Raw genomic sequence first — 25,370 nt, forward strand, 5'->3', positions numbered from 1 at the left:
TATAAAAATAATTCCAAATCCCAAATTTCAAATCATTTAATTTTAGTTAAGGTCTTCGAATTCTTTCTTAGAACCTACGATAACATTCTGGTATTCTTTAAGACCTGTACCTGCAGGAATTCTGTGCCCTACAATTACATTTTCTTTAAGACCACCAAGAGCGTCTACTTTACCAGCTACTGCTGCTTCATTAAGAACTTTAGTCGTTTCCTGGAACGATGCTGCAGACATGAATGACTTCGTCTGAAGAGCTGCTCTTGTAATCCCCTGAAGTACAGGTGTTGCTGTTGCAGGAAGAGCTTCTCTTACTTCTACTAAGGCCTGATCTTCACGTCTCAGTTTAGAGTTTTCGTCTCTTAATTCTCTAGCAGTAATCATCTGACCTGGTCTGAATTCTTTAGAATCACCTGCATCAACTACTACTTTAAGACCGAATACTCTGTTGTTTTCTTCCAGGAAGTCATACTTATGCTCAAGAGCTCCTTCAAGGAATTGAGTATCACCTCCATCCACGATAGATACTTTAGTCATCATCTGTCTTACGATGATTTCGAAGTGCTTATCGTCAATTTTCACCCCCTGAAGACGGTAAACTTCCTGAATCTCATTTACTAAGTATTCCTGAACGGCTGTTGGGCCTTTGATTCTTAAAATGTCGTCCGGAGTAATTGAACCGTCAGAAAGTGGTGAACCAGCTCTAACGAAGTCATTCTCCTGTACTAAGATCTGGTTAGATAATTTAACTAAGTAAATTTTTCTTTCTCCAGTTTTAGCCTCAACGATCAATTCACGGTTACCCCTCTTAATTTTTCCGTAAGAAACGACCCCATCGATTTCAGTAACAACCGCTGGGTTTGAAGGGTTTCTTGCTTCGAATAATTCGGTAACTCTCGGAAGACCTCCGGTGATATCCCCTGCTTTTGCAGATTTTCTTGGGATTTTAATTAGGACTTTACCAGCCTTAATTTTCTCACCATCATTTACCATTAAGTGGGCACCTACCGGTAAGTTGTAAGCTTTCTGCTCAACTCCTTTAGAGTCTACCACTTTCAGTGTAGGTACGGCTTTCTTATTTCTGGATTCAGAGATTACTTTCTCTTCAAATCCTGTCTGTTCGTCAATCTCCAATTGGAATGAAATACCCTGGATAATATCCTCGTATTCTACCTTACCTGAAGTTTCAGCAATAATTACCGCGTTATACGGATCCCATTTACAGATTGTATCTCCTTTTTTCACTTTATCACCTGGTTTCACAGCTAATATAGATCCATAAGGTACGTTAGCTACCATTAATGGAGTTCTGGACTCATTATCAGCAACTAATCTGAATTCTGTTGAACGGGAAACTACAACCTCAGCTGTATTACCGTTTTCATCTTCAGAAGTAATGGTTCTTACTTCATCCATTTCAACGATACCGTCTCTTCTTGCAACGATAGATGGGTTTTCCGATACGTTTCCTGCAGTACCCCCCTGGTGGAAAGTTCTCAACGTAAGCTGAGTACCTGGTTCCCCAATTGACTGTGCTGCAATTACACCTACCGCTTCTCCCATGTGGATCACTTTACCTGTTGCTAGGTTTCTACCGTAACATTTCGCACAGATACCTTTCTTAGCTTCACAAGTTAATGGTGAACGAACCTCAACTGCTTCTAATCCGGCTTCTTCAATTCTCTTAGCTAATGCTTCGTTGATTACCTGATCAGCTTCAGTGATTAATTCATCACTTTCAGGATCATAGATGTTATGAAGAGATACTCTACCTAAGATTCTTTCAGAAATCTTTTCAACGATCTCGTCATTTTTCTTAAGGGCAGTAACTTCTGTTCCTCTCAGTGTTCCACAGTCGTCTTCTGTAACGATAACGTCCTGTGCAACGTCTACCAATCTTCTCGTTAAGTAACCAGCATCGGCTGTCTTAAGAGCGGTATCCGCAAGACCTTTACGGGCACCGTGGGTAGAGATAAAGTACTCTAGAATCGAAAGACCTTCCTTAAAGTTCGCAAGGATCGGGTTTTCGATGATCTCCGCTCCGGTAGACCCGGCTTTCTGCGGTTTCGCCATCAAACCTCTCATCCCTGATAACTGACGGATCTGTTCTTTAGAACCCCTCGCTCCAGAGTCAAGCATCATGTATACAGAGTTGAAACCACCTTGGTCGGTTTTCATTCTGCTCATGATCATTTCAGTTAATCCGGCGTTGGTGTTTGTCCAAACGTCAATTACCTGATTATAACGTTCTGTATCGGTGATTAGACCCATGTTATAGTTGGCTCTAATTTCGTCTACAGTTTCAATTGAAGTAGCAATCATCTGCTTTTTCTCAACAGGAACTACGATATCCCCTAGTGAGAATGAAAGACCTCCTTTGAATGCGTTTGAATATCCTAAGTCTTTCATTGCATCAAGGAACTTCACCGTTGTAGGGAAATCTGTATCAGCAAGGATCTTACCGATAACGTTTCTCAATGATTTCTTAGTTAAAAGTTCATTGATATATCCTACCTGCTTAGGTACGATCTGGTTGAATAAGATTCTACCTACAGAAGTTTCGATTAATCTTGTTACGATTACTCCATCTTCTTTAATAGGAAGTCTACATCTTACTTTAGCATTTAAAGACACTCTCCCTTCAGCATAAGCGATTTCCGCTTCTTCAGGAGAATAGAATGCAAGACCTTCCCCTTTTACTTTCATATCTTCTGTAGAGCTCAATTCTTTAGTCATGAAATAAAGACCAAGAACCATGTCCTGAGAAGGTACTGTAATTGGAGAACCGTTTGCAGGGTTCAGGATGTTCTGAGAACCTAACATCAATAACTGAGCTTCAAGGATCGCTTCTGGTCCTAACGGTAAGTGTACCGCCATCTGGTCACCATCGAAATCGGCGTTGAATGCTGTTGTTACTAACGGGTGAAGCTGAATCGCTTTACCTTCGATCATCTTAGGTTGGAAAGCCTGGATACCTAGTCTGTGAAGGGTAGGTGCTCTGTTCAGTAGAACAGGGTGACCTTTCATCACGTTTTCAAGGATATCATATACTACAGGTTCTTTTCTGTCGATGATTCTTTTTGCAGATTTTACTGTTTTTACAATACCTCTCTCGATTAGTTTTCTAATGATAAACGGTTTGTAAAGTTCAGCTGCCATATCTTTAGGGATACCACACTCGTGAAGCTGTAAGTTTGGACCTACAACAATTACCGAACGAGCAGAGTAGTCAACCCTTTTTCCTAGTAGGTTCTGACGGAAACGCCCCTGCTTACCTTTCAATGAATCTGAAAGTGATTTCAATGGTCTGTTTGATTCAGATTTTACTGCAGAAGATTTTCTTGTGTTATCGAATAATGAATCTACAGATTCCTGAAGCATACGCTTCTCGTTTCTCAAGATTACTTCAGGAGCTTTGATCTCCAATAGTCTCTTCAAACGGTTATTTCTGATAATAACTCTTCTGTAAAGGTCATTTAAGTCAGAAGTCGCGAAACGTCCTCCATCCAATGGAACCAATGGTCTTAGTTCTGGCGGGATAACAGGAAGTACACGCATGATCATCCACTCAGGCTTGTTGATCATTCTTGTATTAGCACCTCTTAATGCTTCTACAACGTTCAATCTTTTTAAAGCCTCAGTTCTTCTCTGCTTGGAACCTTCGTTGTGAGCTTTGTGTCTTAAATCGAAAGACAACGCATCAAGATCGATTCTTTTTAATAGATCTTCTACAGCTTCAGCACCCATTCTGGCGATGAATTTGTTTGGATCAGAATCATCAAGATACTGGTTTTCCACAGGAAGAGTTTCCATGATATCAAGGTATTCTTCTTCTGTAAGGAATTCCATATTTTCAAAATCGGAACCGTCTAATTTTTTAGCAATACCCTGCTGAATCACTACATATCTTTCGTAGTAGATGATCATATCCAATTTCTTGGAAGGAATTCCTAAAAGGTAACCGATTTTGTTTGGTAAAGAACGGAAATACCAGATGTGAGCAATTGGAACAACAAGATTGATGTGTCCGATTCTCTCTCTTCTTACCTTTTTCTCAGTAACTTCTACTCCACAACGGTCACAAACGATTCCTTTATAACGGATTCTCTTGTATTTACCACAAGCACATTCGTAATCCTTTACCGGACCGAAGATCTTTTCACAGAATAACCCGTCTCTTTCAGGTTTGTGCGTTCTGTAGTTAATAGTTTCCGGTTTCAGAACTTCTCCTCTGGATTCCTGAAGAATGGATTCCGGTGAAGCTAAACCGATGGTTATTTTATTAAATCTACTTGATTTATTTTTATTTGACATAATTTTTTTTAGATTTTAGATTTCAGATTTCAGATTTCAGACGAAATCATCATTCCAAATTCAAGGATTATAAAATTTTTAGAGTGTCATAGTCTGACATCTTGTGTCTGACATCTGATATCTTACTCCTCCAATCTTACGTCTAATCCAAGACCTTGTAACTCGTGAAGCAATACGTTGAATGATTCCGGAATACCTGGTTCAGGCATAGATTCACCTTTTGCAATCGCTTCATAAGTTTTCGCTCTACCAATCACGTCATCCGATTTCACGGTAAGGATTTCTCTAAGGATGTTGGATGCTCCGAATGCTTCAAGAGCCCAAACCTCCATCTCTCCAAATCTCTGACCTCCGAATTGAGCTTTACCTCCTAACGGCTGCTGAGTAATTAATGAGTAAGGTCCAATAGAACGTGCGTGCATCTTATCGTCAACCATGTGACCCAGTTTCAGCATGTAGATGATACCTACAGTAGCTGCCTGAGTAAATCTTTCTCCGGTACCACCATCATAAAGGTGAGTGTGACCGAATTTAGGAAGACCTGCTTTCTCTGTATACTCCGTAATCTGATCAAGACTTGCTCCGTCAAAGATTGGTGTAGCAAACTTCAATCCTAATTTCTGACCAGCCCATCCAAGAACTGTTTCATAAATCTGACCGATGTTCATACGTGAAGGTACCCCTAGTGGATTCAATACGATATCTACTGGTGTTCCATCTTCAAGGAACGGCATATCTTCTTCACGAACGATTCTTGAAACGATACCTTTGTTACCGTGACGTCCTGCCATTTTATCTCCTACATTCAGTTTACGTTTCTTAGCGATGTAAACCTTAGCCAGCTTCATGATACCTGCAGGAAGTTCATCTCCGATTGAAATAGCAAATTTCTCACGGTTTTTAACCCCTTGAATATCGTTGTACTTGATTTTGTAGTTGTGAATTAATTGTTTGATTAATTCATTTTTATCAGCGTCAACTGTCCAGTCTGAACCGCTAACGTTTACGTAGTCTTCCACTGAAGTTAATAACTTGTGAGTAAACTTCACTCCTTTACCGATAATTTCCTCATCAAGGTCGTTTTTCACTCCCTGAGAAGTTTTACCGCTTACCAGCGTATTTAATTTTTCAATTAAAGTGTTTCTCAACTCGTCAAACTTAGCCTTGTAAGTGTTTTCAATTTCTTCAAGTTTAAGTTTTTCTTCAGTTCTTTTCTTTTTGTCTTTAATGTTTCTGGAGAACAATTTTTTGTTGATCACCACTCCTCTTAATGAAGAATCAGCTTTTAATGATGCATCTTTTACATCACCTGCTTTATCACCAAAGATTGCTCTAAGAAGTTTTTCTTCAGGAGTTGGGTCAGATTCACCTTTTGGAGTGATTTTACCAATCATGATATCTCCAGGCTTCACTTCAGCACCGATTCTGATCATACCGTTCTCGTCAAGATCTTTGGTAGCTTCTTCAGATACGTTTGGAATATCTGCTGTAAGCTCTTCCATACCTAATTTGGTATCACGAACTTCAAGAGAGTATTCATCTACGTGGATTGAAGTAAACCAGTCTTCACGTACCACTTTTTCGTTGATTACGATCGCATCCTCGAAGTTGTATCCTTTCCAAGGCATAAATGCAACCACCAGGTTTCTACCAAGAGCCAATTCTCCGTTTTCAGTAGCATAACCGTCGCAAAGAACCTGTCCTTTTTCTACTACATCACCTACTCTTACGTTTGGTCTTAGGGTAATGGTAGTACTCTGGTTGGTTTTTCTGAACTTGGTTAGGTTATATGTTTTAGTAGCAGACTCGAATTGTACTAAATCTTCGTCTTCACTTCTTTCATATTTAATAGTAATCTTGTCAGCATCTACATATTCTACAGTACCTGTACCTTCAGCATTGATTAAGATTCTTGAGTCTTTCGCAACTTGTTGTTCCAGACCTGTACCTACGATTGGAGCCTGTGGCTTCAACAATGGAACGGCCTGACGCATCATGTTGGATCCCATCAATGCACGGTTCGCATCATCATGCTCCAGGAATGGAATTAACGAGGCGGAAATACCGGAGATCTGGTTAGGAGCAACGTCGATAAGGTTAACCTGGGCAGGTTCAACTACCGGGTAATCGCCATCCAGTCTTGCAATAATTCTGTCTGTTAAGAAGTCACCGTTATCACTTAATTCAACGTTTGCCTGAGCAATTACTTTGTCTTCTTCATCTTCAGCATTAAGATAGATAGGATCAGCGTTAAGATCAATCTTGCTGTCTTCTACTTTTCTATATGGCGTTTCGATGAAACCAAGTCTGTTGATTTTAGCATAGATTCCTAAAGATGAAATCAAACCGATGTTTGGTCCTTCCGGAGTTTCAATCGGACAGATTCTTCCGTAGTGAGTATGGTGAACGTCACGAACCTCGAAACCTGCTCTTTCTCTTGATAAACCACCAGGCCCTAGTGCAGAAAGTCTACGCTTGTGCGTAATTTCTGATAGCGGGTTGGTCTGGTCCATGAACTGAGATAGCTGGTTGGTACCAAAGAACGAGTTAATTACAGATGTTAATGTCTTAGCATTTACAAGATCAAGCGGAGTAAAGATTTCATTATCTCTAACGTTCATTCTCTCCTTGATTGTTCTTGCAATTCTTGAAAGACCTACACCGAACTGTCCTGCTAACTGCTCTCCAACCGTCTTGATTCTTCTGTTAGAAAGGTGGTCGATATCATCAACCTCAGCTTTAGAGTTTACAAGTTCGATTAAGTGTCTTACGATAGCAATAATATCTTCTTTTGTAAGAACCTCAGTTGTAGTAGGGATGTTAAGACCTAACTTTTTGTTTAGTCTGTAACGTCCTACTTCACCTAGAGAGTATCTTTGCTCCGAGAAGAATAATTTTTCAATAATTCCTCTTGCTGTTTCCTCATCTGGCGGATCTGCGTTTCTTAACTGACGATAAATGTACTCTACGGCTTCTTTCTCAGAGTTCGTAGGGTCTTTTTGTAATGTATTCTGGATGATAGAGAATTCGTTACTGTTTTCTTTGTGAATCAGGATTGATTTCACCCCAGCATCAAGAATAAGATCTAAGTGTTCTTTTTCAAGAATTGTTTCTCTGTCCAAGATGATTTCGTTTCTTTCGATAGAAACTACTTCACCCGTATCTTCGTCTACGAAATCTTCGAACCATGTGTTCAATACTCTCGCAGCCAATGTTCTTCCCTCTACTTTTTTAAGTGCTGCTTTAGAAACTTTCACTTCTTCAGCAAGATCGAAGATCTGAAGGATATCCTTATCAGATTCATAACCGATCGCTCTTAATAAAGTTGTTAATGGTAACTTTTTCTTACGGTCGATATACGCGTACATTACGCTGTTGATATCGGTTGTAAATTCCATCCAAGATCCTTTGAAAGGGATAATTCTTGAATAGTAAAGCTTTGTTCCGTTAGCGTGGTAAGTCTGTCCGAAGAATACACCAGGTGAACGGTGTAACTGCGTAACGATAACTCTCTCTGCACCATTGATGATGAAAGATCCACTAGGCGTCATGTACGGAACCGGGCCTAAGTATACATCCTGAACTACGGTTTGGAAATCTTCGTGTTCAGGGTCTGTACAATACAATTTAAGTCTTGCTTTAAGAGGCACTGAATAAGTCAATCCTCTTTCCACACACTCATCAATTGAATAACGTGGAGAATCTACCAGATAATCCAGGAATTCCAATACGAACTGGTTTCTGGAATCAGTAATCGGGAAATTTTCCTGGAAAGTCTTGTACAAACCTTCGTCTGTTCTGTCTTCCGGAAGAGTATCAAGCTGGAAAAACTCTCTGAAAGACTCAATCTGGATGTCCAGGAAGTCAGGAGTGATAATTTTTCCTTTAGCTGAAGAGAAATTAATTCTCTGATTCCCCCTAGTTGTTGCTGTTGTTTTACTCATAAAACTTTTAAGAAAGGGTTAAAAAATATTTTGATTAATTACAAAAATATCAGAAGAAAGTAAAGAAAAAGAGGCTGGAGAAAAGAAAAAGCAAGAAAATTTTGGCGCAATGATCAGGTCTTTATTCTTTATTCTCAATTCTTTAAGTCTTTATCCGACTTCTAACTGCAACGCTGGTATATCTTTTCACAGCGTAATGCAAAATATTTTTATTACTTTTGGGGCAGAGATCGCCGCAATATCTATATACACAAAATCCCCTTCATTTTAATGAAAGAGGTGATATTCAATATTTTATAGATATACAAACAATTATTCGCGCCAAAAGAGGGACAAAGGTACAAAATATTTTCCGCGTGAACAAATAAAACCACTTCATTTTAAAGTGGTTAATATTTTAAAACTTTTATCTTACTGTTTCCAGAAGGTACATGCCTATCCGTTGAAAACTGCTAATAATTTTGTTGTGGTATCATAAACCATCATACTTGGAGGCGGGGTTAAATCAACAAATATTTTATACATTATTAAATTACTCCAATACCATCTACGCTTAAAACCCTCAAAGCATAATTCTCAAAATACTAAACAATCAACAAAACAAAGAAACCACTCTTTCGAGTGGTTTCCTTTCATAAATAAATTATTATAAGTGAAAATATTTTTTTGTTATTTTACAATTACTTTATAAGATTTTACAGTTGATTTGGTTTCTATTTTGATGATATAGATTCCTGCAGGTAATGAAGAAGTACTAATCTCTGTATTTCCGTTGAACTGACCCGTTTTAATCAGCTGTCCCTGAGCAGAGAACATTGTATATATACCACCTTCTTCTGATTTTATATTAAGGTTTTCACCGGATTTTACAGGGTTAGGATAAATTTTAGCATCGCTGGAAGCCTCTGTAATTTCAGCACCTATCGCTTTACTTGTTTTCATCTGTTCGTTTTTCAGCAGAGTCGCATAAGGGGAAAGCGGAGAATTTGGAGCTCCTCTTCTTACAAGATCCGTATCTACCACAGCCTGAATACCATCTTTGTCCATATCGTTGATTCTGGAAATAAATCCACCACCAAGATCATCCAGGTTATCTTTTCCGATAGCGTACAGATCATATTGTGAACCATTGGAAGTAATATCAAGGAAATCAGGTTTATCATCACCATCTGTATTTTTAATCTGATATTTCATCACTCCGGAATCAGGATATGTCTCCAGAATATCAGCAATACCGTTTTGTCCTACTGCTATATTACTATCGATAATACCGTTACGATCAGCATCAATCTGATTGATCACCGAGATAGGAATACCTGATTCAAACAGATCCAGTATACCATCGTTATCGGAATCAAGATCACGGTAATTAGGAACTGAATCACCAAGAACCGGAACAACTAATAGATCTCCTTCCAGATCATCGTTTTCAAATTTGCCATCATTATCAGCATCTTCTATTGAATCCGGAATACCGTCATTATCAGAATCAAGATCACATGCATCTACAATTCCGTCACCATCTGTATCCAGTGTAGGTGATTTGTCGTTTACAACTGTACAGCCTTCTGCGCAGTCAGGAATACCATTACCATTATTATCAATGCTATCATTCCCGTTCGGACATTGGTCAAAGCAGTTCGGCACTCCATCATTATCATCATCTCTGCTCGCAAAAGCATTGTAGATATTATAGCTCTGAGGAAGACGCACAGCTGTACCGCTGTTAAAAGTCACTTTAATCCTGTTAAAAGGTTTTGTTGCTTTTCCTCCCACATAAAACTTATTGGAATTTGTAGTAAAAAAGTTTCCACTGATCAGACTTCCCGTGCTGGTAAAGGTATCCGTCTGGGTATTTCCGTTATACAATGTTACTGTGATATTTTCCAAAACACTTACCCCGATCAGATTAGCAGCTTTTTCCAGAGTAAATCCGGCATAGGTATTGGCAGGCATCACACTATTGGTACTTACCGTGGCATAAGCCGAGAAGATACTGAAAATGGAAGCTGCCGGAATAGTTGCTGTTGCATAATTAGACGGATTGTTATCTACAATATTCCCTGAATTGCTCATTTTTGCAAGAATAAGCCCTAAGAATCCAGGTCCGGACGTCCAGCTGGTTCCTGTTACCAGATTTCCCGGGATTGCGGAACCGCTTGTCTGGATTTTATCATCACAGTCGCAGGCTACAGGCTCTTCGAACGCATAATATACTTTTAAAGAACCTAGATTCACGCCTAATGTCTGCGTTATTTTCAAGCGCACTTCATTAAATGGTTTGGTTGTAGTAACCGTTACTTTTTGTTTTCCTGATCCAAATCCAAGCACTTTAATATTGATAAGACCTCCACCATCAGATAGTGTTCTGGAATCCTGAAGCTGGCCATATAAATACGTTTCAACGGTAATGTTTTTTAAGAATTCAGCACTTAAAAGCTTTCCTTCATCATCAGGAGAGATCACAAATCCGGTTCTGTTCCCGGCAGGATACACCTGATTTTTATCTAATACTCCTACAGAATATGATCCTAAAAGTCCGGCAGGAAGTACAATTGAACCGTAAGAATTTTTATCTCCATCCCCTATTCTTTCTCTGTTCTGAACAAATGAAAGTGGTGCAAGGAAACTGCTGCTTCCGGAAACATTTCCGTCTACTCCGCTTCCCGCAATGATATCATCACAAATTCCATTCGTATCAACAGGCACTTTAGCCGGATCGAATGCAAATGCATAATATACATTCATTGCACTGAATATCGAAAGTACATTGGTCTGATATAACCTTACCTCATTAAATTCTTTTGTCGTCTTAAAATGCAGGAAAATTCTGTTCTTATTTCCTCCGAATGCAGGAACCGAAAGAAGTGTACTGCTGGTAGTACTCTCCTGAAGGACTCCATTTTTATAAGTACTGATTTTCAATGAACTTAAAAGATCTACGGTAATAAAGCTGGTTCCCAGATCTACATTAAAACCTGTAATATATCCTGCTGGATAGGTAACATTCGTATTTTTTACAGATATACCGTTTCCGCTAATCAGAGAGGCAAAGTTCCCCATGCTTACTTTATTGTCCAGATCTGCGTCTATTACAGGATTCATGTTCCCGTTATAACATGCAAGGCAAATTCCTGAATTATTAACAGGTTTTGCTTCTACCCCCATCCCGCGGATAGGCTCATAGCCTTGTTGTGCAAATGCGATGGCAGACATTACTACCATCAGCATCACAGCTAATTTCTCGAATAATTTTCTTGTCATTTTGTTTATTTTTATTTAAAATTGTGTGTGTTTCTATTAAAGGTTCTGCCATACATAAGTGGAAGCTCCGGTTTGTCTGCATCCTACGAAATTCCCCACTGATGATGATACTTCATAAATGATAGTTCCGGCATTGGAGGCATCGCATGTAGGCCTTGGGCTGCTTGAACTAAATGTATTCGCTTTAATGAGAATCGCTTTACTTACTTCAAGATCTGCAAAATTATTCCCATTGGGTGCCATATTGATTCCTACATCAGTAGCAGCTGTTCCTACTGCACCCTGTCCTGAAAAAACATGCATTACATTACCGTACACCGACTGGTTTGAGGAAGCCTGTGCAGAAAACCCAACAGCTAAGGCATAGCCACTTCCCGAAGCCGTAGAATTGGCTCCAAAAGCCATATTGCTTATACTGGCTGTATTTCCGGTACCTACAACAAGCCCTCCGTCATTTGTATTGCTGTTTCCAATAGTAATGCCTGATGTATTGATGAGATTATTCCCATTTCCAAATATTAAAGTAGTGGCACCGGTTCCGGTATTATTGCTTCCGATAATTTTGGCACCGCTGGCGGCCGTATTTTTCATCCCAATGGCTATTCCGGGAAAATTTGCAGCCTGTGCTGAAACGGTATTATCCCTTCCAAGAGCAACATTCGAAGAGCTTGTATTTCCCAGTGTATTATTGGATCCCCATGTAAAAGAAGCATAGGGCCCTGAGGCATTCATGTTTCCACCCTGTAAAGTTCCATTAGTATCCAGAGTTCCTTTGACATTTTTATTGGTAGCCAGCACCAGATTCTGCCCATCTGCTGTTCCCAAGTAATTTCCTGTAGTGATATTCGTACCTAAGGTTGCTGCCGTGGCTGTAGTTCCTATATTTCCGGCTGTATGCCAGTCTGCTCCGAACTGTGCCCATTTCGATCCGTCGAAATAATAATATCCTGGTGATAAAACCGCTACAGTCTGCCCACCAGGATTAGTATCTGCCGCCGTTACATATACAATAGCCCCTGTCTGAGCATTGGTATATGTTTTTAATCTCAGCTGATCTCCAGAAAGCCTTGGAGCAATAACTCCGTCTAATTTACCAGCTATGGCTGGAAAGCCGGTAACATCAAGGCTCGCTTTCGGATCATTTGTATTGATTCCTACTTGTGCGATTGCCCAAGAACTTAAAGAAAATGCTGCGATCGTAAATAATTTGCTTTTCATTTTTTTAGTGATATTTGTTGTTTTTTTTGTGTGTTTTTATAGAATATAGCGTCGAAAAACCTTTCCCTACTTGGGAAATGAATAAAGTATAAAAAAGCAGTAAGAAACTGCCGGATCAGGTTAAGAAAAAGATTTATCCGGAATTTTAACGATAGATATAAAACCTTTTGACTGTTTGAGATCTGCTGTAAATAATATATCAGATCTTAAATATTGTGTGGTTTCAGCATTTATTTTTAATCTTATTCCATATAACGGAATATCGTCGGAAAAAAAATATTTTGGGAATTCAGAAAAATGACGATAAGTAAGTTTTGAAAAAATATTTTTGTTTAAAGAAGATAAGAAACTATAAGTATAGGGTACAAAGAAAGAGTGTTTCAGATTATGATCAAAATTCACCTTATCCTTCAACTGATCAAATCCAGAAAGCAGGTTATTTTTCACACCGCCTCTCTGACTGTCTTCATCTGAAATACTATAAGATGTACCGGAATAAGAAAATAATGAAGCTGACCATTTTGAAAATGGCTCATGCTCTATATTTAGATTTCCTATAATCAATGCTGCCAATATGCCTATCGAACAGAATGCAATATGATTACAGAAAAGAAGATAATTTCTTTTCAAGTGAGTGTGTTTTTTTCAGTACAAATATAATAAATTTTCAACAAAAACAATATTTTAACAATTATTTTTCACTAAAAAGTTATTTCTATAAAAAAATAATCAATTAATTATGTTAAATAATACTGAATCGATAAAAATAATTAAATACCGTCGGTTATCCTGCAATGATATTTAAATATAATTACCTATAAAACACCTACATGGGATATGAAGAACACAAAAAAAGCCTGAGTAAAATACTCAGGCTTATTATTTTATAGTAAAATGAATTATTTCAATTCTACTTCAGCACCAGCTTCTTCAAGTTGCTTCTTAAGAGCTTCTGCTTCGTCTTTAGAAACACCAGTTTTGATTGGAGCAGGAGCACCATCTACGATGTCTTTAGCTTCTTTAAGACCAGCACCAGTTAAATCTTTTACTAATTTAACGATAGCTAATTTAGAAGCACCTGCAGACTTAAGAATTACGTCGAATTCTGTTTTTTCTTCAGCAGCTTCACCTGCACCACCTGCAGCAACTACTACAGCAGCAGCAGCTGGCTCAATTCCATACTCATCCTTAAGGATAGCAGCTAATTCGTTTACGTCTTTTACTGTTAAGTTTACTAGCGTTTCAGCTAAATTTTTTAAATCTGACATTGTTGTAATGTTTTTGTTGATTATTTATTTAATTTCTTGAGTGTAATTATTCAGCACTTGGAGTTTCTTCCGTGCTTTCTGCAGCAGGAGCTTCTGGAGCAGCCTCAGCAGGGGTTTCTTCTACAGCAGGAGCAGCAACCTCTTCAGTTGTAGCTTCTACAGCTTCAGATTTGTTTTGAAGAGCAGAAACAACTCTTTGAATTGGAGACTGAAGTAATCCGATGATTTCACCGATCATTTCTTCTCTAGACTTGATGCTTACTAAAGTATCAAGATTGTTATCACCAATATAGAAAGTTTCTTGAACAAAAGCAGACTTCAATGCCGGCTTCTCATCTTTCTTTCTGAAATCTTTGATTAATTTCGCAGGAGCATTTGCTGTCTCAGAAATCATAATCGCAGAGTTTCCTTTGAAAGACTGGAACATTTCAGAGAAATCTACTCCATCAATCTGCTCCATTGCTTTTTGTAAAAGTGTATTTTTAACTACTTTTACTTTGATATTTTGTTTGAAAGCCTGTCTTCTGAAGTCAGAAGATTTTGCAGCGTTCAATCCTTCTAGATCTGCTACGTATACTACTTTTGCATCCTGAAGCAAGTCTTTGATCTCTTGTATTGCTACAACTTTTTGGTCTTTTGTCATTGTCTTAAGGATTTAATATTAGTTAACAGATTTAGTATCAATTGCAATACCTGGGCTCATTGTAGAAGACAAGTAGATGCTTTTCACATAAGTTCCTTTAGCAGCAGTTGGCTTCATTTTGATCAATGTCTGGATTAATTCCTGAGCATTTTCTTTGATCTTAGCAGCATCGAAAGACACTTTACCAATACCGGCATGGATAATACCATACTTATCTACTTTGAAATCAATTTTACCAGCTTTTACTTCAGTTACTGCTTTACCAATTTCCATAGTTACAGTTCCTGATTTAGGGTTTGGCATTAAACCTCTTGGTCCTAATACTCTACCTAATGGTCCTAATTTACCCATAACAGCTGGCATAGTAACGATAACGTCAACATCAGTCCAACCGTCTTTGATTTTTTGAAGATATTCATCAAGACCTACATAATCAGCACCAGCTTCTTTAGCCTCTGCTTCTTTATCTGGAGTTACTAAAGCTAATACTTTAACATCTTTACCAGTTCCGTGAGGAAGAGATACTACACCTCTTACCATTTGGTTTGCTTTTCTTGGATCTACTCCTAATCTTACAGCGATATCTACAGAAGCATCAAACTTTGTAGTGTTCACTTCTTTTACAAGAGCTGAACCTTCTTCAAGGTTATAGATTCTTCCTTTTTCTACTTTGCTTAAAGCTTCCTTTTGCTTTTTAGTTAATTTTGCCATTTCTTTAAGTTTTAAGCGTTAGCTGGTTTAGTTCCTGTTACTCTCAATCCCATAGATCTAGCAGTACCTGCAACCATAGAAAGAGCTGAATCCAATGTAAAGCAGTTAAGGTCTGCCATTTTATCTTCAGCGATTTTCTTAACCTGATCCCAAGATACAGAACCTACTTTGTTTCTGTTTGGTTCACCGGAACCTCCTTTGATTTTAGCCGCATCCATTAACTGAATTGCTGCAGGTGGAGTTTTGATAACGAATTCAAAAGATTTGTCTTCGTATACTGTAATTACTACAGGTAAAACTTGCCCTGGCTTATCTTGGGTTCTTCCGTTAAATTGCTTACAAAACTCCATGATGTTCACACCTGCAGAACCCAAAGCTGGACCTACTGGTGGAGAAGGGTTAGCTGCGCCACCTTTCACCTGAAGCTTTACCATTTTAAAGACTTTCTTAGCCATTTTATTTTTTTTTAGTTTGAATAATTAATGAGTTTGGAAGCATTTATTATTCAGCAGGTTAATGCACTCACATAACAATAAACCTACTTTTCGGACTGCAAAAGTATAAAATATTTTTGAAATAGCAAATAATAATTATCTAAATACATGAATAAAAGTCAAATATGCAGTTAAAAAAATTACTGTCCATTTCTGAACAGTAATTAACCTTTTATGAATAATTATGTTTGTTTGCTTATTATTTTTTAATGAATTTTTCGGTGATCGTTTTATTTTTCGTTTTAATTTCCAATAAATACATTCCCGACGGAATAGACTGTACATCTATTCTTTTAGTTTGTCCTGCATGATTGATGATTCTATTTCCTGAGGCATTATAAACAGAAACAGCCAACACTTCCACATCAGTCTGAATATTAATAAAATCACCGGTAGGATTAGGATAAATTTTAAATGAATCCGAAGCAGCCGGTTTTGCTTCTCCATTCACTCTTGCTTCCGGTTTGATAACCTGATTCTCTACCGTATTTTTAGTAACCGGTAACGGAGTATTATCTGCATAAACATAGAAATACCCGTTATCTATTTTGGTATCCGGTAAAATTAGGCAGTAACCGGTTCCTTCTACTTTTATTCCATTCCAGGAAGAATCGTTGGCCGACCTTACATCAGCACCTTCAATGATCATATTGCTTCCGCTTTTGACAACCACCCTGCTCTGAGGGGCCATTATCAACTTACAGGTTACTTTTAAGCTTGAATTATTATCAATTTTCACATTGGAATAGTTCCTGAAATTAATATCCCACAGCTCATTAGAATTTACATTTAAATAGGTATTTTTAAATGAGTTTTCTGTAAAATACTGTCTTACACTGGTTACAGAAGCGGTCTGAAACATCATAGAAACATCTTCAATACTCAGATAACTATGATTTCCCGCCGAATAACTCATCAGGTTTGCACCGCAGTCGTGATGATACAGTCCCAGGTTATGCCCTAATTCATGAACCATTGCTCTTGCTCCCATATCAGAATAATACCACTGTTTTACCGTTTCCCAGGTAGGGTTGCCCAAAGCCGGGTTACCTACAGCAAACTGTTTCCTGTGAAGAAAACCATTATAGATATCCGGCCACAGCTGTCTTGATTTTGCATCAAACTGATTGGTAAACGGGAACTCAGAAGCTGCCCAGCCTAAAGGTGTCTGGCTGAAGTTTCCATTCTGGTATTCGGTATAGATCTGTCCGTTATTGGGAAATGTAATATTTATTCCCTGAGGTATAGCTGGATCATTATCGTAATAAGAATAGTAATAGGTACTTCCCGGCATTAAAATACTATTATTATCATAAGGGTTATTATTGGCCGGATTAAAACCTGTAACGAGAAAATCCCATGCAGGATCTACTTTCCAGATTTTATTGACGATTACTCTTATCTTCGTATCAGAGATCTGCTGTGTAGGATTTTCACATGTGCTATCCGGGCTCCCCAGATTGGCCAGCCGATAATTGATCATATCTACAAAACTGTTAAGAAATGCCGTATGTTCAGGATTATTCTGTTCAAAATTACCAGTTCCGTCTGGTTTGGTAGGAAAAATAAAATTCAGCTTCACATAGATAACATCATCGGTTACCTGTGGAATGTACTTCGGATTGTCATGATAATGATAGGCATACAATGAGGTATTACCACAATTCGTACTGTTTTTCTGTAATTCTGTGGGAAGATTTTTACTGCTTACATCTATTACGCAAGCTCTTGATTGAGCATCTGCCTGCTGTGATTTGAAGGTAACGAATAGATTGCATACAATTAAGAAAAAGAGAATTTTTTTCATAATTTTTGTTTTTCTAATTGCTGTATTTTTTTGTCCTGCTTTTCAAGCTTTTCATTCAGATCAATCAGATGTAATGTCAGTTCCTCTACTTTTTTCAATAAAAGGACATTCATTTCCTTTAATTCAACACCGTTTTTTACCACTTCATCTGCAGAAGGAACTTCAGGCAGGTGTTTATTTAATGTGATAAATTTCTTCACTTCATGTAAAGGCAGCAGTTTATAGCTGTCACTGAATACATAATCCGCCCAGCCATTAGCACTGGCAATTTCAACTTTAATTTTTTCAGTTTTAATTCCATCCTTCACAAATAGTCTGTAGTTATTACAGTCTGTGCACGAAGACAAACCAGCATTGTAGGCATTCACTCCCATCAGAATCTTCCCGTTTTCTCTTGCTGAAAATATAGGATACTGCCAGTTAGCTGTAGATATTGTTAAAAGTCCAACATCATTAGGCTGGCTATAAGTACTTTTAATCCATACCACATCTGTTCCGCTGTTCTTGTTTTGAGTGTTATCAATAATATCAATACCGTCTCCATCAACTGTATTAATATTGAAAAACATCCTGCCGTCAGCAATTCTGAATCGTTCAGCATTATTGGTCTTAAAGACGATGTCTTTATTATCTGTTGTACCGATAAAGTTAGTTGCGGGATCTGTACCGGAATTACCAGTTAACGACCAGTTCTGAGCTTTATTAAAAGCCATACATGACAAGAATGTCAAAAGAAAAATTTTCTTCATGTTATTAATTTTTAAGTTTAGGTTTAGTTTTATTCTATAAATTTAAATAATATTTCCCTAATTAAAGATATACTTTAAGAAAATTTAATCTGTTTTTATCCCGCAAAAAAAGAGCACTTTTCAGTACTCTTTTTCCCATTTTTATTTAAGCTCTGCATTTATTCTTTCATTTTACTTTTTAATGAATTTCAAACTTTCCTGCACTTCTTTAATTTTAAGAATATAATTGCCTTTTAAAAGATCTTTTACTTCTATTTTCCCCTGATTTATCATCCCTGATTTTACCAGTTGACCGGCTGTATTATAGATGTTAAATTCCTTATCTTTCAATCCTTCTATATGAATCACATCTACTGCCGGATTAGGATATATTCTCACAGAAGAATCTTTATCGGAAGTTTCATGAATCGCTAAATTTAAGCCTGGAAGCTTAAGGTTCTGTGCATATATTGCAGGGCTAGCATCTGTTGTTTTCTGTTCCTGAAATACAATAACCGCCTGGTTGTTTATAGGTTTTAATATGCTGGCATAGGCTTTAGAGGCAGGGAAAGTGGCAAAAGGAAGATATTGTTCAGTCCAGGCAAAATTACCGCTGCCGTCCAGCTGCACAGCGTTCAGTGAAAAACCAAGAGGTGAAGAATCTGCTTTTTTACGTACAACAAAGTAAGGCATATCACTCAACAGGATAAGTTCCCCGTAATGAAACATCGAAAGGTCATTAATAGGAAAAACCTGTTTTCCATGATCTGTAAAAAGCCTCGCTCCTGTATTTTTATCAAATTTCTGTACAAACTCCCCGTTTTGTCCCTGGCTGGAAGTACTGTAATTTGCGATAGCCCATACATAAGGAGATCCTGGAGCAAAAGCCATTTTAAGATCCTTTTCGAAATAGGTCTGATTAGTATCAAAATCCATCCCTGCTGTTCCCCATGGAAGGCTTCCGTCTGCATTAATTTTCTGTAAGTACCCATCAAATCTTGAAGATTCACCGGTGGTGTATCCATAATATACAACACCCCCGTCTGCTGCTCCGCTGTATTTTGCATTATAGGCTACAGATTTGGTAGAGATCTGTTTTGCATTGTTCCAGATAACAGCTCCATCCTGGCTGAGTTTCTGTGCAAATAAATAACTTGTTGTTCCAAAAGACATCTGTTTGTGGAAAACAATTTCAAACTGATTATCAGAGAGTTCAAAAAGATCGGCAGGAATAGTATTTTTAGCAGCGTCATCAGAAATGATCTGAACGGGATTTTCCCATACAGGCTGTCCTGCAGAGTTAAACCGTTGCACTTTTGTATATTTTTGACTTGGTGGATAATATCCTACAATAATATCTCCATTGGACAATGGCAGAATGGTAGGCAGATAGGCTTCTCCTAAATTAATTCCGTTAGGCCACATTGATGTTCCTTCAGGGGTAATTTTGAAAACATATCCTTTGGTTCCCGTTCCTGTTCCTGTAACACCAATGTAAAAATTACCGGAGGCATCTACTGCTGTTCTTTCAAAAATAGTATAAGTACTCATCGGAATCTGGTTACTGAGCATAATGCCATCATCGGGAAGCATTTTATTTCCGTTCGTATCAAGGATCTGCAGCCATAATTCGAAATTTACAGGGGAGGGAACGCTTTTCCAATATCCTATATAAGTTTTCCCGTCATTTGTTGTTGCAGCAAAGGAGGACCCGGATCCGGGATTGGTTACAAGAAGGTTTTGATCCAGTGCGGAATTCCATTGTGCTCTTCCAAAGAAGCCAATTGATGTAATCATCAAAAGAGTAAGTAGTTTTTTCATTGCGCTATTATTTTAAGTATGAAACAAAGGAAGACAATCTTCCTAAAAATCATTTAAAATCCCCCACATGCTTACCACTTCACTTTCAAAAAGCACCACCCTCTTTCCACACACATCAAAATACACAACTGATAAACAACAGTTTACATTTCATTTAAATATTGAGCCAGATCTTCCTTGGTATTGGTAAGATTTAATTTTTTACGCAGTCTGGTCCTGGAATTTTCTATTGTTTTCGGAGTAACATTCAGAAGACTTGATATTTCTTTGGTTGATAATTTAAGTTTCAGCATGGCTGCCAGCCTCTTATCGTAGTTGGTGAGTCCGGGATGCTTTTTGTCCAGATTTTCATAGAATGATTCATGAACATTTAAAAAATGATATTCAAAATCTCCCCATGAATCCTGCTTGGTGCTTAGTTTAATTTCATTAATGATTCCTGAGATTTCATTGATCTCCTGATCTCCGAATTTTGATTTAAGTACATTGATCTGTTCCAGAATAGATTTGAAGATGCCTTCTATCTTAGACTGTTCCATAGATTTATACACCAGCATTTTTTCTTTCATCTGATTGTCTATCTCCAATTCACGTTCTCTGTTTTCAATCAGTTTCTTTTCTAAGCTGAGTTTTTCTGTCTTGTTTCTGTAATTAATAAGCAGTAAAATACAGATCACCAATATCAGCAGAAGAATAATCCCGGTTACCATGTACAAGATATTCTTTTTGTCCTGCTCTATTGTATCCAGTCTTTTCTGCATTTCATAATCATGCTTTGCCTTCAGCCTTTCTACATTTACCGCTTTCTCTTCTACATTCAGTAACTCTCTAATGGAATCATACCTGCTAAATGTTTTTGCTGCCGATTTATAATCCTTATTCAGCAGGTAAGCTTTGTAAAGTGTTCTCAGATAGTTGGTCTGGTCAAAACTTACTGTATTGGAAGCAATATCTTTTTCAATTTGTTTTGCATACCATAAAGCATTTTCAGGATTTTGTGTCTGAATATAGAAATTAGCCAGATTATAGTGTACCTGATAATTTGACTTACTATCTTCGATATGATCTTTTGCTAAAATATGATCTGCTTCCAACAGATAATTTTCGGCTTTGTTAATATTTCCTTCTAAAAAATTAAGCTTCCCAAAATTTGAAAACACAAAAGCTTTTAAAACCGGATCATTATGTACTTCGAAAGCCATCAGCGCCTGTTCAAAATAATATCTTGACGAATCCAGCTTGGATAATACCAAATAAGCATTCCCTAAATTATTGAGTGATTTTATGGTTTCGGTTTCTTTTTTCTGCTTCCTGTAAAAGTTCAGCAGCTTTTTATAATAGGTAACTGCACGTCTGGTATCATTAAGCTGGGAATAGATGTAAGCAAAAACGCCATCTACTTTTGCTGTTTTTTCACCGTCTTTATCCAGAAAGATATGATAGGCTTTTGCAGCATAATCCAGTGCCATATCAAAATAGTTCATGTCACTGTAAATTTTAGCTGCTTCCAGATAAAAATTTCCTAAATCATTCTCCGAAACTATTTTCCGGGCACTTTGTATATTGAGTTCAGCTTTTGACCAGTCTTTAAATTTCAGTTCATTGGCAGTCTTCATATACTGCTCATAGCTTTTCTTATTCTGTCCTGAACAAAAGAAGACTGAAAATAATAACAGTATTAAAAGCAATGGATTTTTCATAAATCTATAATTCCGTATAAAATTATAAAATCATTTGAACAAATGATATTCATCACGAATTAGTTTAGCAGATTCTTAAACCAATTCAAGATATTACAGAAAAACTATTAAACAAAAAGATCATTTTTGAGCAAAATGATCTTTTTAATTTTTATACAGGTGCATTCATTAACTTAAATTCCCTCCCTGCTCTTTAACAGATTCTTTTTTTATATTCAGATACTTCAAAAATATAAACAGGGAAATTACAGAAGTCTCTATCCATTCAAAATCCAATTTAAATCGGATATTCGCAGCGTGTCCTATCAGATAAGGAAATGTAAATCCTGCAAATACTACCGTTAAAAACAGGAAAAGGGGTTTGTTTTTTCTGAAGAAATAGCCAAGACTCACTACGAATAGTAAATTGATCCCAATCACATACAGTTTTCTTCCGATAAGAACAGATAGTCCATTGTTATCAAAATACCGTTTGGGAACAAACCATAAACTTATAAAGTTATTAAGTCCCTTTTTTAGAGGGGCCATTTTATCTGCTTCCACAATTTTTGATACGGCCTCTTCAAAAATAGGTTCATCCGCAAATTCATTATGAACTGCAATTTTCTCTTCAATGAGTTTCTCCTCTTCTTCTGTCATGAATTTATTACCGGGCAAAATCTGATATTCGGATTCATATCCTAAAAATACATTCTGCCAAACAGGAGATTTGCTCACAATAAGCTGATCAAAAGTAAGATAGTTCCTGATTACCCAGGGAGAGTAAAGAAGTACGGCTATGAAACTAACGGTCACGCTCTGTTTTATAGATAATTTTTTATAAAAACACAAAACCAGAATCAGTACGGCCATTATAGGAACTGCCACAACCTGTGTGAGCGCTACAAGGGCTGTCATTACTGAGAAAATGATCAATTTTCTATAGATAACTAATTGTGTCCATATTATAGAGTAAAAATAAATCCAAGCTGCAAAAAGTAGTATAAACAGATTGGTTGCCTCAAGAACATTAGAATAGTAAAAATAGGCAGGAGAGAAAATAAAGAAATATGCTGCCAGAAATCCAGCTGTTTTGAAATTAAAATTCTCGAATATTTTAACAATAATTACCGGGATCACAAAATAGAATACATGCTGGATGATAACAATGCATTTCACCGCTTTTACGGTACCGAATATCTTTATAAAAAAGCTTAAAAACAATGGATAAACAGGAAGTTTATAGACAGAGCTTCCAAATCTGGACTGCATAGAGTATACGCCGTCACGAGCCAAATTTTCAGCAATGGACCAGTCTTCAAAAAACTCAGCATTAAATTTTGTATATACTGAGAAGAGAATTTTAACTGTAAGAATGAAAAGGTTTAAGATAAGGAACGTTTTCCAATTCAAGAAAAAATTCACCAATCGTATTTTTGAATTACCTAGCATATATAGATTTCTAAAAAGCAAAAGTAAAGAAAGATGGAAGAAAAACAGAAGATTTTACTCCCATTTTTTATGATGGACACGTTTAGAAAACAAAAAAAGTCATATCGTAATGTGTAATAGCCACGACTTTATCTGACAGTTAGGGGTTAAAAATAATTGTCAGTTATCCAATATTATCCTTACTTCCAAAAGTAAGGATTTTTTGTTCCTCTGCAAGAGTTTCCAATAATTTCTCTTTTGCAATAGTTTTACTATCTAGAAACGTCTGCATCGGTGTTTTACCGTAACAATGTTTTCCTGTATGCGTTCTTTCATTGTTGTAATACGACAACCAGCTGTTCAGGTCTAATTGCAGTTCTTCAATACTTCTGTAAATTTTCTTTCTGAAAGCTATGGCATAAAACTCGTCCTGTATCGTCCTGTGAAAACGTTCACAAATACCATTGGTCTGAGGGCTTTTAGCCTTGGTCTTCGTATGATCGATATCTTCAATGGCCAAATAGAGCTGGTATTCATGCTGTTCTCTTATTCCACAGTATTCCGTTCCTCGGTCTGTTAAAATTCTGAGTAAACGAAGTTCCTGCTGCTCAAAGAAAGGGACTACCTGATCATTAAGCATGTCAGCAGCAATAAGAGCATTTTTACGGTCATATAGCTTTGCAAATACTACCTTTGAATATGTATCAATAAAAGTTTGTTGATAAATATGTCCAACTCCTTTGATATTGCCTACGTAATAAGTGTCTTGAGCTCCTAAATATCCAGGATGATGAGTTTCAATTTCTCCATGAGCTTTTTTCTCTTCCTTAGCCCTTTCTAGTGCTGAAAGTTGAGATTCAGTAAGGACTACACCATCTTGAGCAGATTTGGCTTCTAGGGCTTTCAATCTTAGTTTAAACGTATGTAGATCGTGTCTTAACCAAATACTTCTGACTCCACCTGGTGATACAATGAAACCTTTCTTTTTAAGTTCATTACTTACTCTAAGCTGCCCCAAAGCAGGGTTTTCAATAGCTATATCAACAACAGCTTTTTCAATGACTTCATCTACACGATTCTTTAATACTGGCTTTCTTCTGGAGATTTCCTGTAATGCTAATTCACCTCCTTGCTCATACAATTCTTTAAATCTATAAAAACTGTCTCGGGAATAGCCCATCACCTTACAGGCTTTGGATACGTTTCCTAAATGTTGTGCTAATTCAAGTACGCCTAACTTGTTTTTGATAATCTTTTGTTGTGTTGTCATAATACTTAATCTGTTTTAAAGTTATTTAATTTGATTATAACTGTCAGATTAAGTATTGACTAATTCACGTAATGTATGACTTTTAATGTAGATCGAAATCTTATTTTATATTAAAATCCTGAAGGCTTATTAATCGTTTGAGCTGAACCATCTGTTCCTCCCAGATCAGCATTTACATCGCTGATATTTTGTTTTGTGATTAATCTCTTATAAGCCATTAAATAAAGATCTACTGTAAAATTATCATAGGTTCTGGATGGAGGATTGGTATTGGTAGCAATAATCCTGCTATCAGTAAATTTTGCTTTGATATGCCATGTCCCATTGCTTTTGAAAGCGGTTACATCCGGAGAACCCTGTTTATTATCATTAATTCCGTTGTCTCCGTAATCCAGCATTACATTCGTAGAATTGTCATTCAGTTTAAATGAATAATTGTGAAGAACAACTAAGAAGTTATTGGCATCAATTTTAGTATCGTAATCTGTGATCCCGTTTCCGGAAACTCCTGTAAGGGTAAGCTTGATGTAATTAAACAATCCGCTGCTTTCCAGGGTTGGGTCATACAATTGAAGTCCGTTTTCTGAAGTTGCTAAGAAGCTTCCTCCTGTCATGGTAGGTTCTCCCGGGTTTCTCAGATACAAAGCATTTGTGTAACTTTTTCCGTTCACATCAAGAGTCTCTGTGGGCTTATCCGTTTTGATTCCTACCTTACCTGTCTGGGCATTCAAAAATAAACCCAAAGCCATTATTATAGTGATATAAATTTTCTTTCTCATATTTT

The 25,370-nt window shown here is 37.2% G+C and carries 16 protein-coding genes; all 16 read right to left on the reverse strand.

What is annotated here, in order from left to right:
- Positions 1-42: 42 nt before the first annotated feature.
- Positions 43-4,308, reverse strand: a complete 4,266-nt coding sequence (gene rpoC, locus FW768_RS12240; protein ID WP_153395813.1) for a DNA-directed RNA polymerase subunit beta' — start codon at positions 4,306-4,308, stop codon at positions 43-45.
- 122 nt (positions 4,309-4,430) lie between these two features.
- Positions 4,431-8,252 carry a DNA-directed RNA polymerase subunit beta gene (gene rpoB, locus FW768_RS12245; RefSeq protein ID WP_153395815.1) on the reverse strand — a complete coding sequence of 1,274 codons (3,822 nt, stop codon included), beginning with the start codon at positions 8,250-8,252 and terminating at the stop codon, positions 4,431-4,433.
- A 669-nt stretch (positions 8,253-8,921) separates the two neighbouring features.
- Positions 8,922-11,516 (reverse strand): T9SS type A sorting domain-containing protein, encoded by a 2,595-nt coding sequence (locus FW768_RS12250; protein ID WP_153395817.1) that lies wholly within the window; start codon positions 11,514-11,516, stop codon positions 8,922-8,924.
- Positions 11,517-11,552: 36 nt separating this feature from the next.
- Positions 11,553-12,734 (reverse strand): hypothetical protein, encoded by a 1,182-nt coding sequence (locus tag FW768_RS12255; protein WP_153395819.1) that lies wholly within the window; start codon positions 12,732-12,734, stop codon positions 11,553-11,555.
- 120 nt (positions 12,735-12,854) lie between these two features.
- Entirely contained in the window at positions 12,855-13,307 is a 453-nt protein-coding gene (locus tag FW768_RS12260) for a hypothetical protein (protein WP_153395820.1), read from the reverse strand.
- A 326-nt stretch (positions 13,308-13,633) separates the two neighbouring features.
- Complete coding sequence (rplL, locus tag FW768_RS12265) at positions 13,634-14,002, reverse strand: 50S ribosomal protein L7/L12 (protein WP_072997912.1); 369 nt, start codon at positions 14,000-14,002, stop codon at positions 13,634-13,636.
- Between the two features lie 46 nt (positions 14,003-14,048).
- Positions 14,049-14,645 carry a 50S ribosomal protein L10 gene (rplJ, locus tag FW768_RS12270; RefSeq protein WP_153395822.1) on the reverse strand — a complete coding sequence of 199 codons (597 nt, stop codon included), beginning with the start codon at positions 14,643-14,645 and terminating at the stop codon, positions 14,049-14,051.
- 18 nt (positions 14,646-14,663) lie between these two features.
- Positions 14,664-15,356: a 50S ribosomal protein L1 gene (rplA, locus tag FW768_RS12275; RefSeq protein WP_153395824.1), complete on the reverse strand. Its 693-nt coding sequence runs from the start codon at positions 15,354-15,356 to the stop codon at positions 14,664-14,666.
- An 11-nt stretch (positions 15,357-15,367) separates the two neighbouring features.
- A complete protein-coding gene (gene rplK, locus FW768_RS12280; RefSeq protein ID WP_153395826.1) occupies positions 15,368-15,811 on the reverse strand; it encodes a 50S ribosomal protein L11 in 444 nt (147 codons plus the stop codon).
- 238 nt (positions 15,812-16,049) lie between these two features.
- The gene (locus FW768_RS12285) at positions 16,050-17,657 is read right to left on the reverse strand and encodes a zinc-dependent metalloprotease (protein WP_153395828.1); all 1,608 of its coding nucleotides are present in this window, start codon (positions 17,655-17,657) and stop codon (positions 16,050-16,052) included.
- Positions 17,654-18,406, reverse strand: coding sequence for a hypothetical protein (locus tag FW768_RS12290; RefSeq protein ID WP_153395830.1), 753 nt, complete (start codon positions 18,404-18,406; stop codon positions 17,654-17,656). Before FW768_RS12290 ends, FW768_RS12285 begins: the two co-directional genes overlap by 4 nt.
- A 171-nt stretch (positions 18,407-18,577) precedes the next feature.
- Entirely contained in the window at positions 18,578-20,206 is a 1,629-nt protein-coding gene (locus FW768_RS12295) for a T9SS type A sorting domain-containing protein (protein ID WP_153395832.1), read from the reverse strand.
- Positions 20,207-20,349: 143 nt separating this feature from the next.
- A complete protein-coding gene (locus tag FW768_RS12300) occupies positions 20,350-21,906 on the reverse strand; it encodes a tetratricopeptide repeat protein (RefSeq protein ID WP_153395834.1) in 1,557 nt (518 codons plus the stop codon).
- Between the two features lie 168 nt (positions 21,907-22,074).
- On the reverse strand, positions 22,075-23,310 hold the full coding sequence (locus FW768_RS12305) for a glycosyltransferase family protein (protein ID WP_185151973.1): 1,236 nt from the start codon (positions 23,308-23,310) through the stop codon (positions 22,075-22,077).
- A gap of 190 nt (positions 23,311-23,500) precedes the next feature.
- Positions 23,501-24,586, reverse strand: a complete 1,086-nt coding sequence (locus FW768_RS12310; protein ID WP_153391442.1) for an IS481 family transposase — start codon at positions 24,584-24,586, stop codon at positions 23,501-23,503.
- A 110-nt stretch (positions 24,587-24,696) separates the two neighbouring features.
- On the reverse strand, positions 24,697-25,365 hold the full coding sequence (locus FW768_RS12315; RefSeq protein ID WP_153395838.1) for a hypothetical protein: 669 nt from the start codon (positions 25,363-25,365) through the stop codon (positions 24,697-24,699).
- Positions 25,366-25,370 lie beyond the last annotated feature (5 nt).

Source organism: Chryseobacterium vaccae (assembly GCF_009602705.1).
Lineage (GTDB): Bacteria > Bacteroidota > Bacteroidia > Flavobacteriales > Weeksellaceae > Chryseobacterium > Chryseobacterium vaccae.

Excerpts from the sequence above, each read along its gene's own strand:
- FW768_RS12310 (WP_153391442.1), bottom strand. The coding sequence starts at position 24,586 with ATGACAACACAACAAAAGATTATCAAAAACAAGTTAGGCGTACTTGAA.
- rplK (WP_153395826.1), bottom strand. The coding sequence starts at position 15,811 with ATGGCTAAGAAAGTCTTTAAAATGGTAAAGCTTCAGGTGAAAGGTGGC.
- rpoC (WP_153395813.1), bottom strand. The coding sequence starts at position 4,308 with ATGTCAAATAAAAATAAATCAAGTAGATTTAATAAAATAACCATCGGT.
- FW768_RS12300 (WP_153395834.1), bottom strand. The coding sequence starts at position 21,906 with ATGAAAAATCCATTGCTTTTAATACTGTTATTATTTTCAGTCTTCTTT.
- rpoB (WP_153395815.1), bottom strand. The coding sequence starts at position 8,252 with ATGAGTAAAACAACAGCAACAACTAGGGGGAATCAGAGAATTAATTTC.
- FW768_RS12295 (WP_153395832.1), bottom strand. The coding sequence starts at position 20,206 with ATGAAAAAACTACTTACTCTTTTGATGATTACATCAATTGGCTTCTTT.
- FW768_RS12315 (WP_153395838.1), bottom strand. The coding sequence starts at position 25,365 with ATGAGAAAGAAAATTTATATCACTATAATAATGGCTTTGGGTTTATTT.
- rplA (WP_153395824.1), bottom strand. The coding sequence starts at position 15,356 with ATGGCAAAATTAACTAAAAAGCAAAAGGAAGCTTTAAGCAAAGTAGAA.
- FW768_RS12250 (WP_153395817.1), bottom strand. The coding sequence starts at position 11,516 with ATGACAAGAAAATTATTCGAGAAATTAGCTGTGATGCTGATGGTAGTA.
- FW768_RS12290 (WP_153395830.1), bottom strand. The coding sequence starts at position 18,406 with ATGAAGAAAATTTTTCTTTTGACATTCTTGTCATGTATGGCTTTTAAT.
- rplJ (WP_153395822.1), bottom strand. The coding sequence starts at position 14,645 with ATGACAAAAGACCAAAAAGTTGTAGCAATACAAGAGATCAAAGACTTG.
- rplL (WP_072997912.1), bottom strand. The coding sequence starts at position 14,002 with ATGTCAGATTTAAAAAATTTAGCTGAAACGCTAGTAAACTTAACAGTA.
- FW768_RS12285 (WP_153395828.1), bottom strand. The coding sequence starts at position 17,657 with ATGAAAAAAATTCTCTTTTTCTTAATTGTATGCAATCTATTCGTTACC.
- FW768_RS12255 (WP_153395819.1), bottom strand. The coding sequence starts at position 12,734 with ATGAAAAGCAAATTATTTACGATCGCAGCATTTTCTTTAAGTTCTTGG.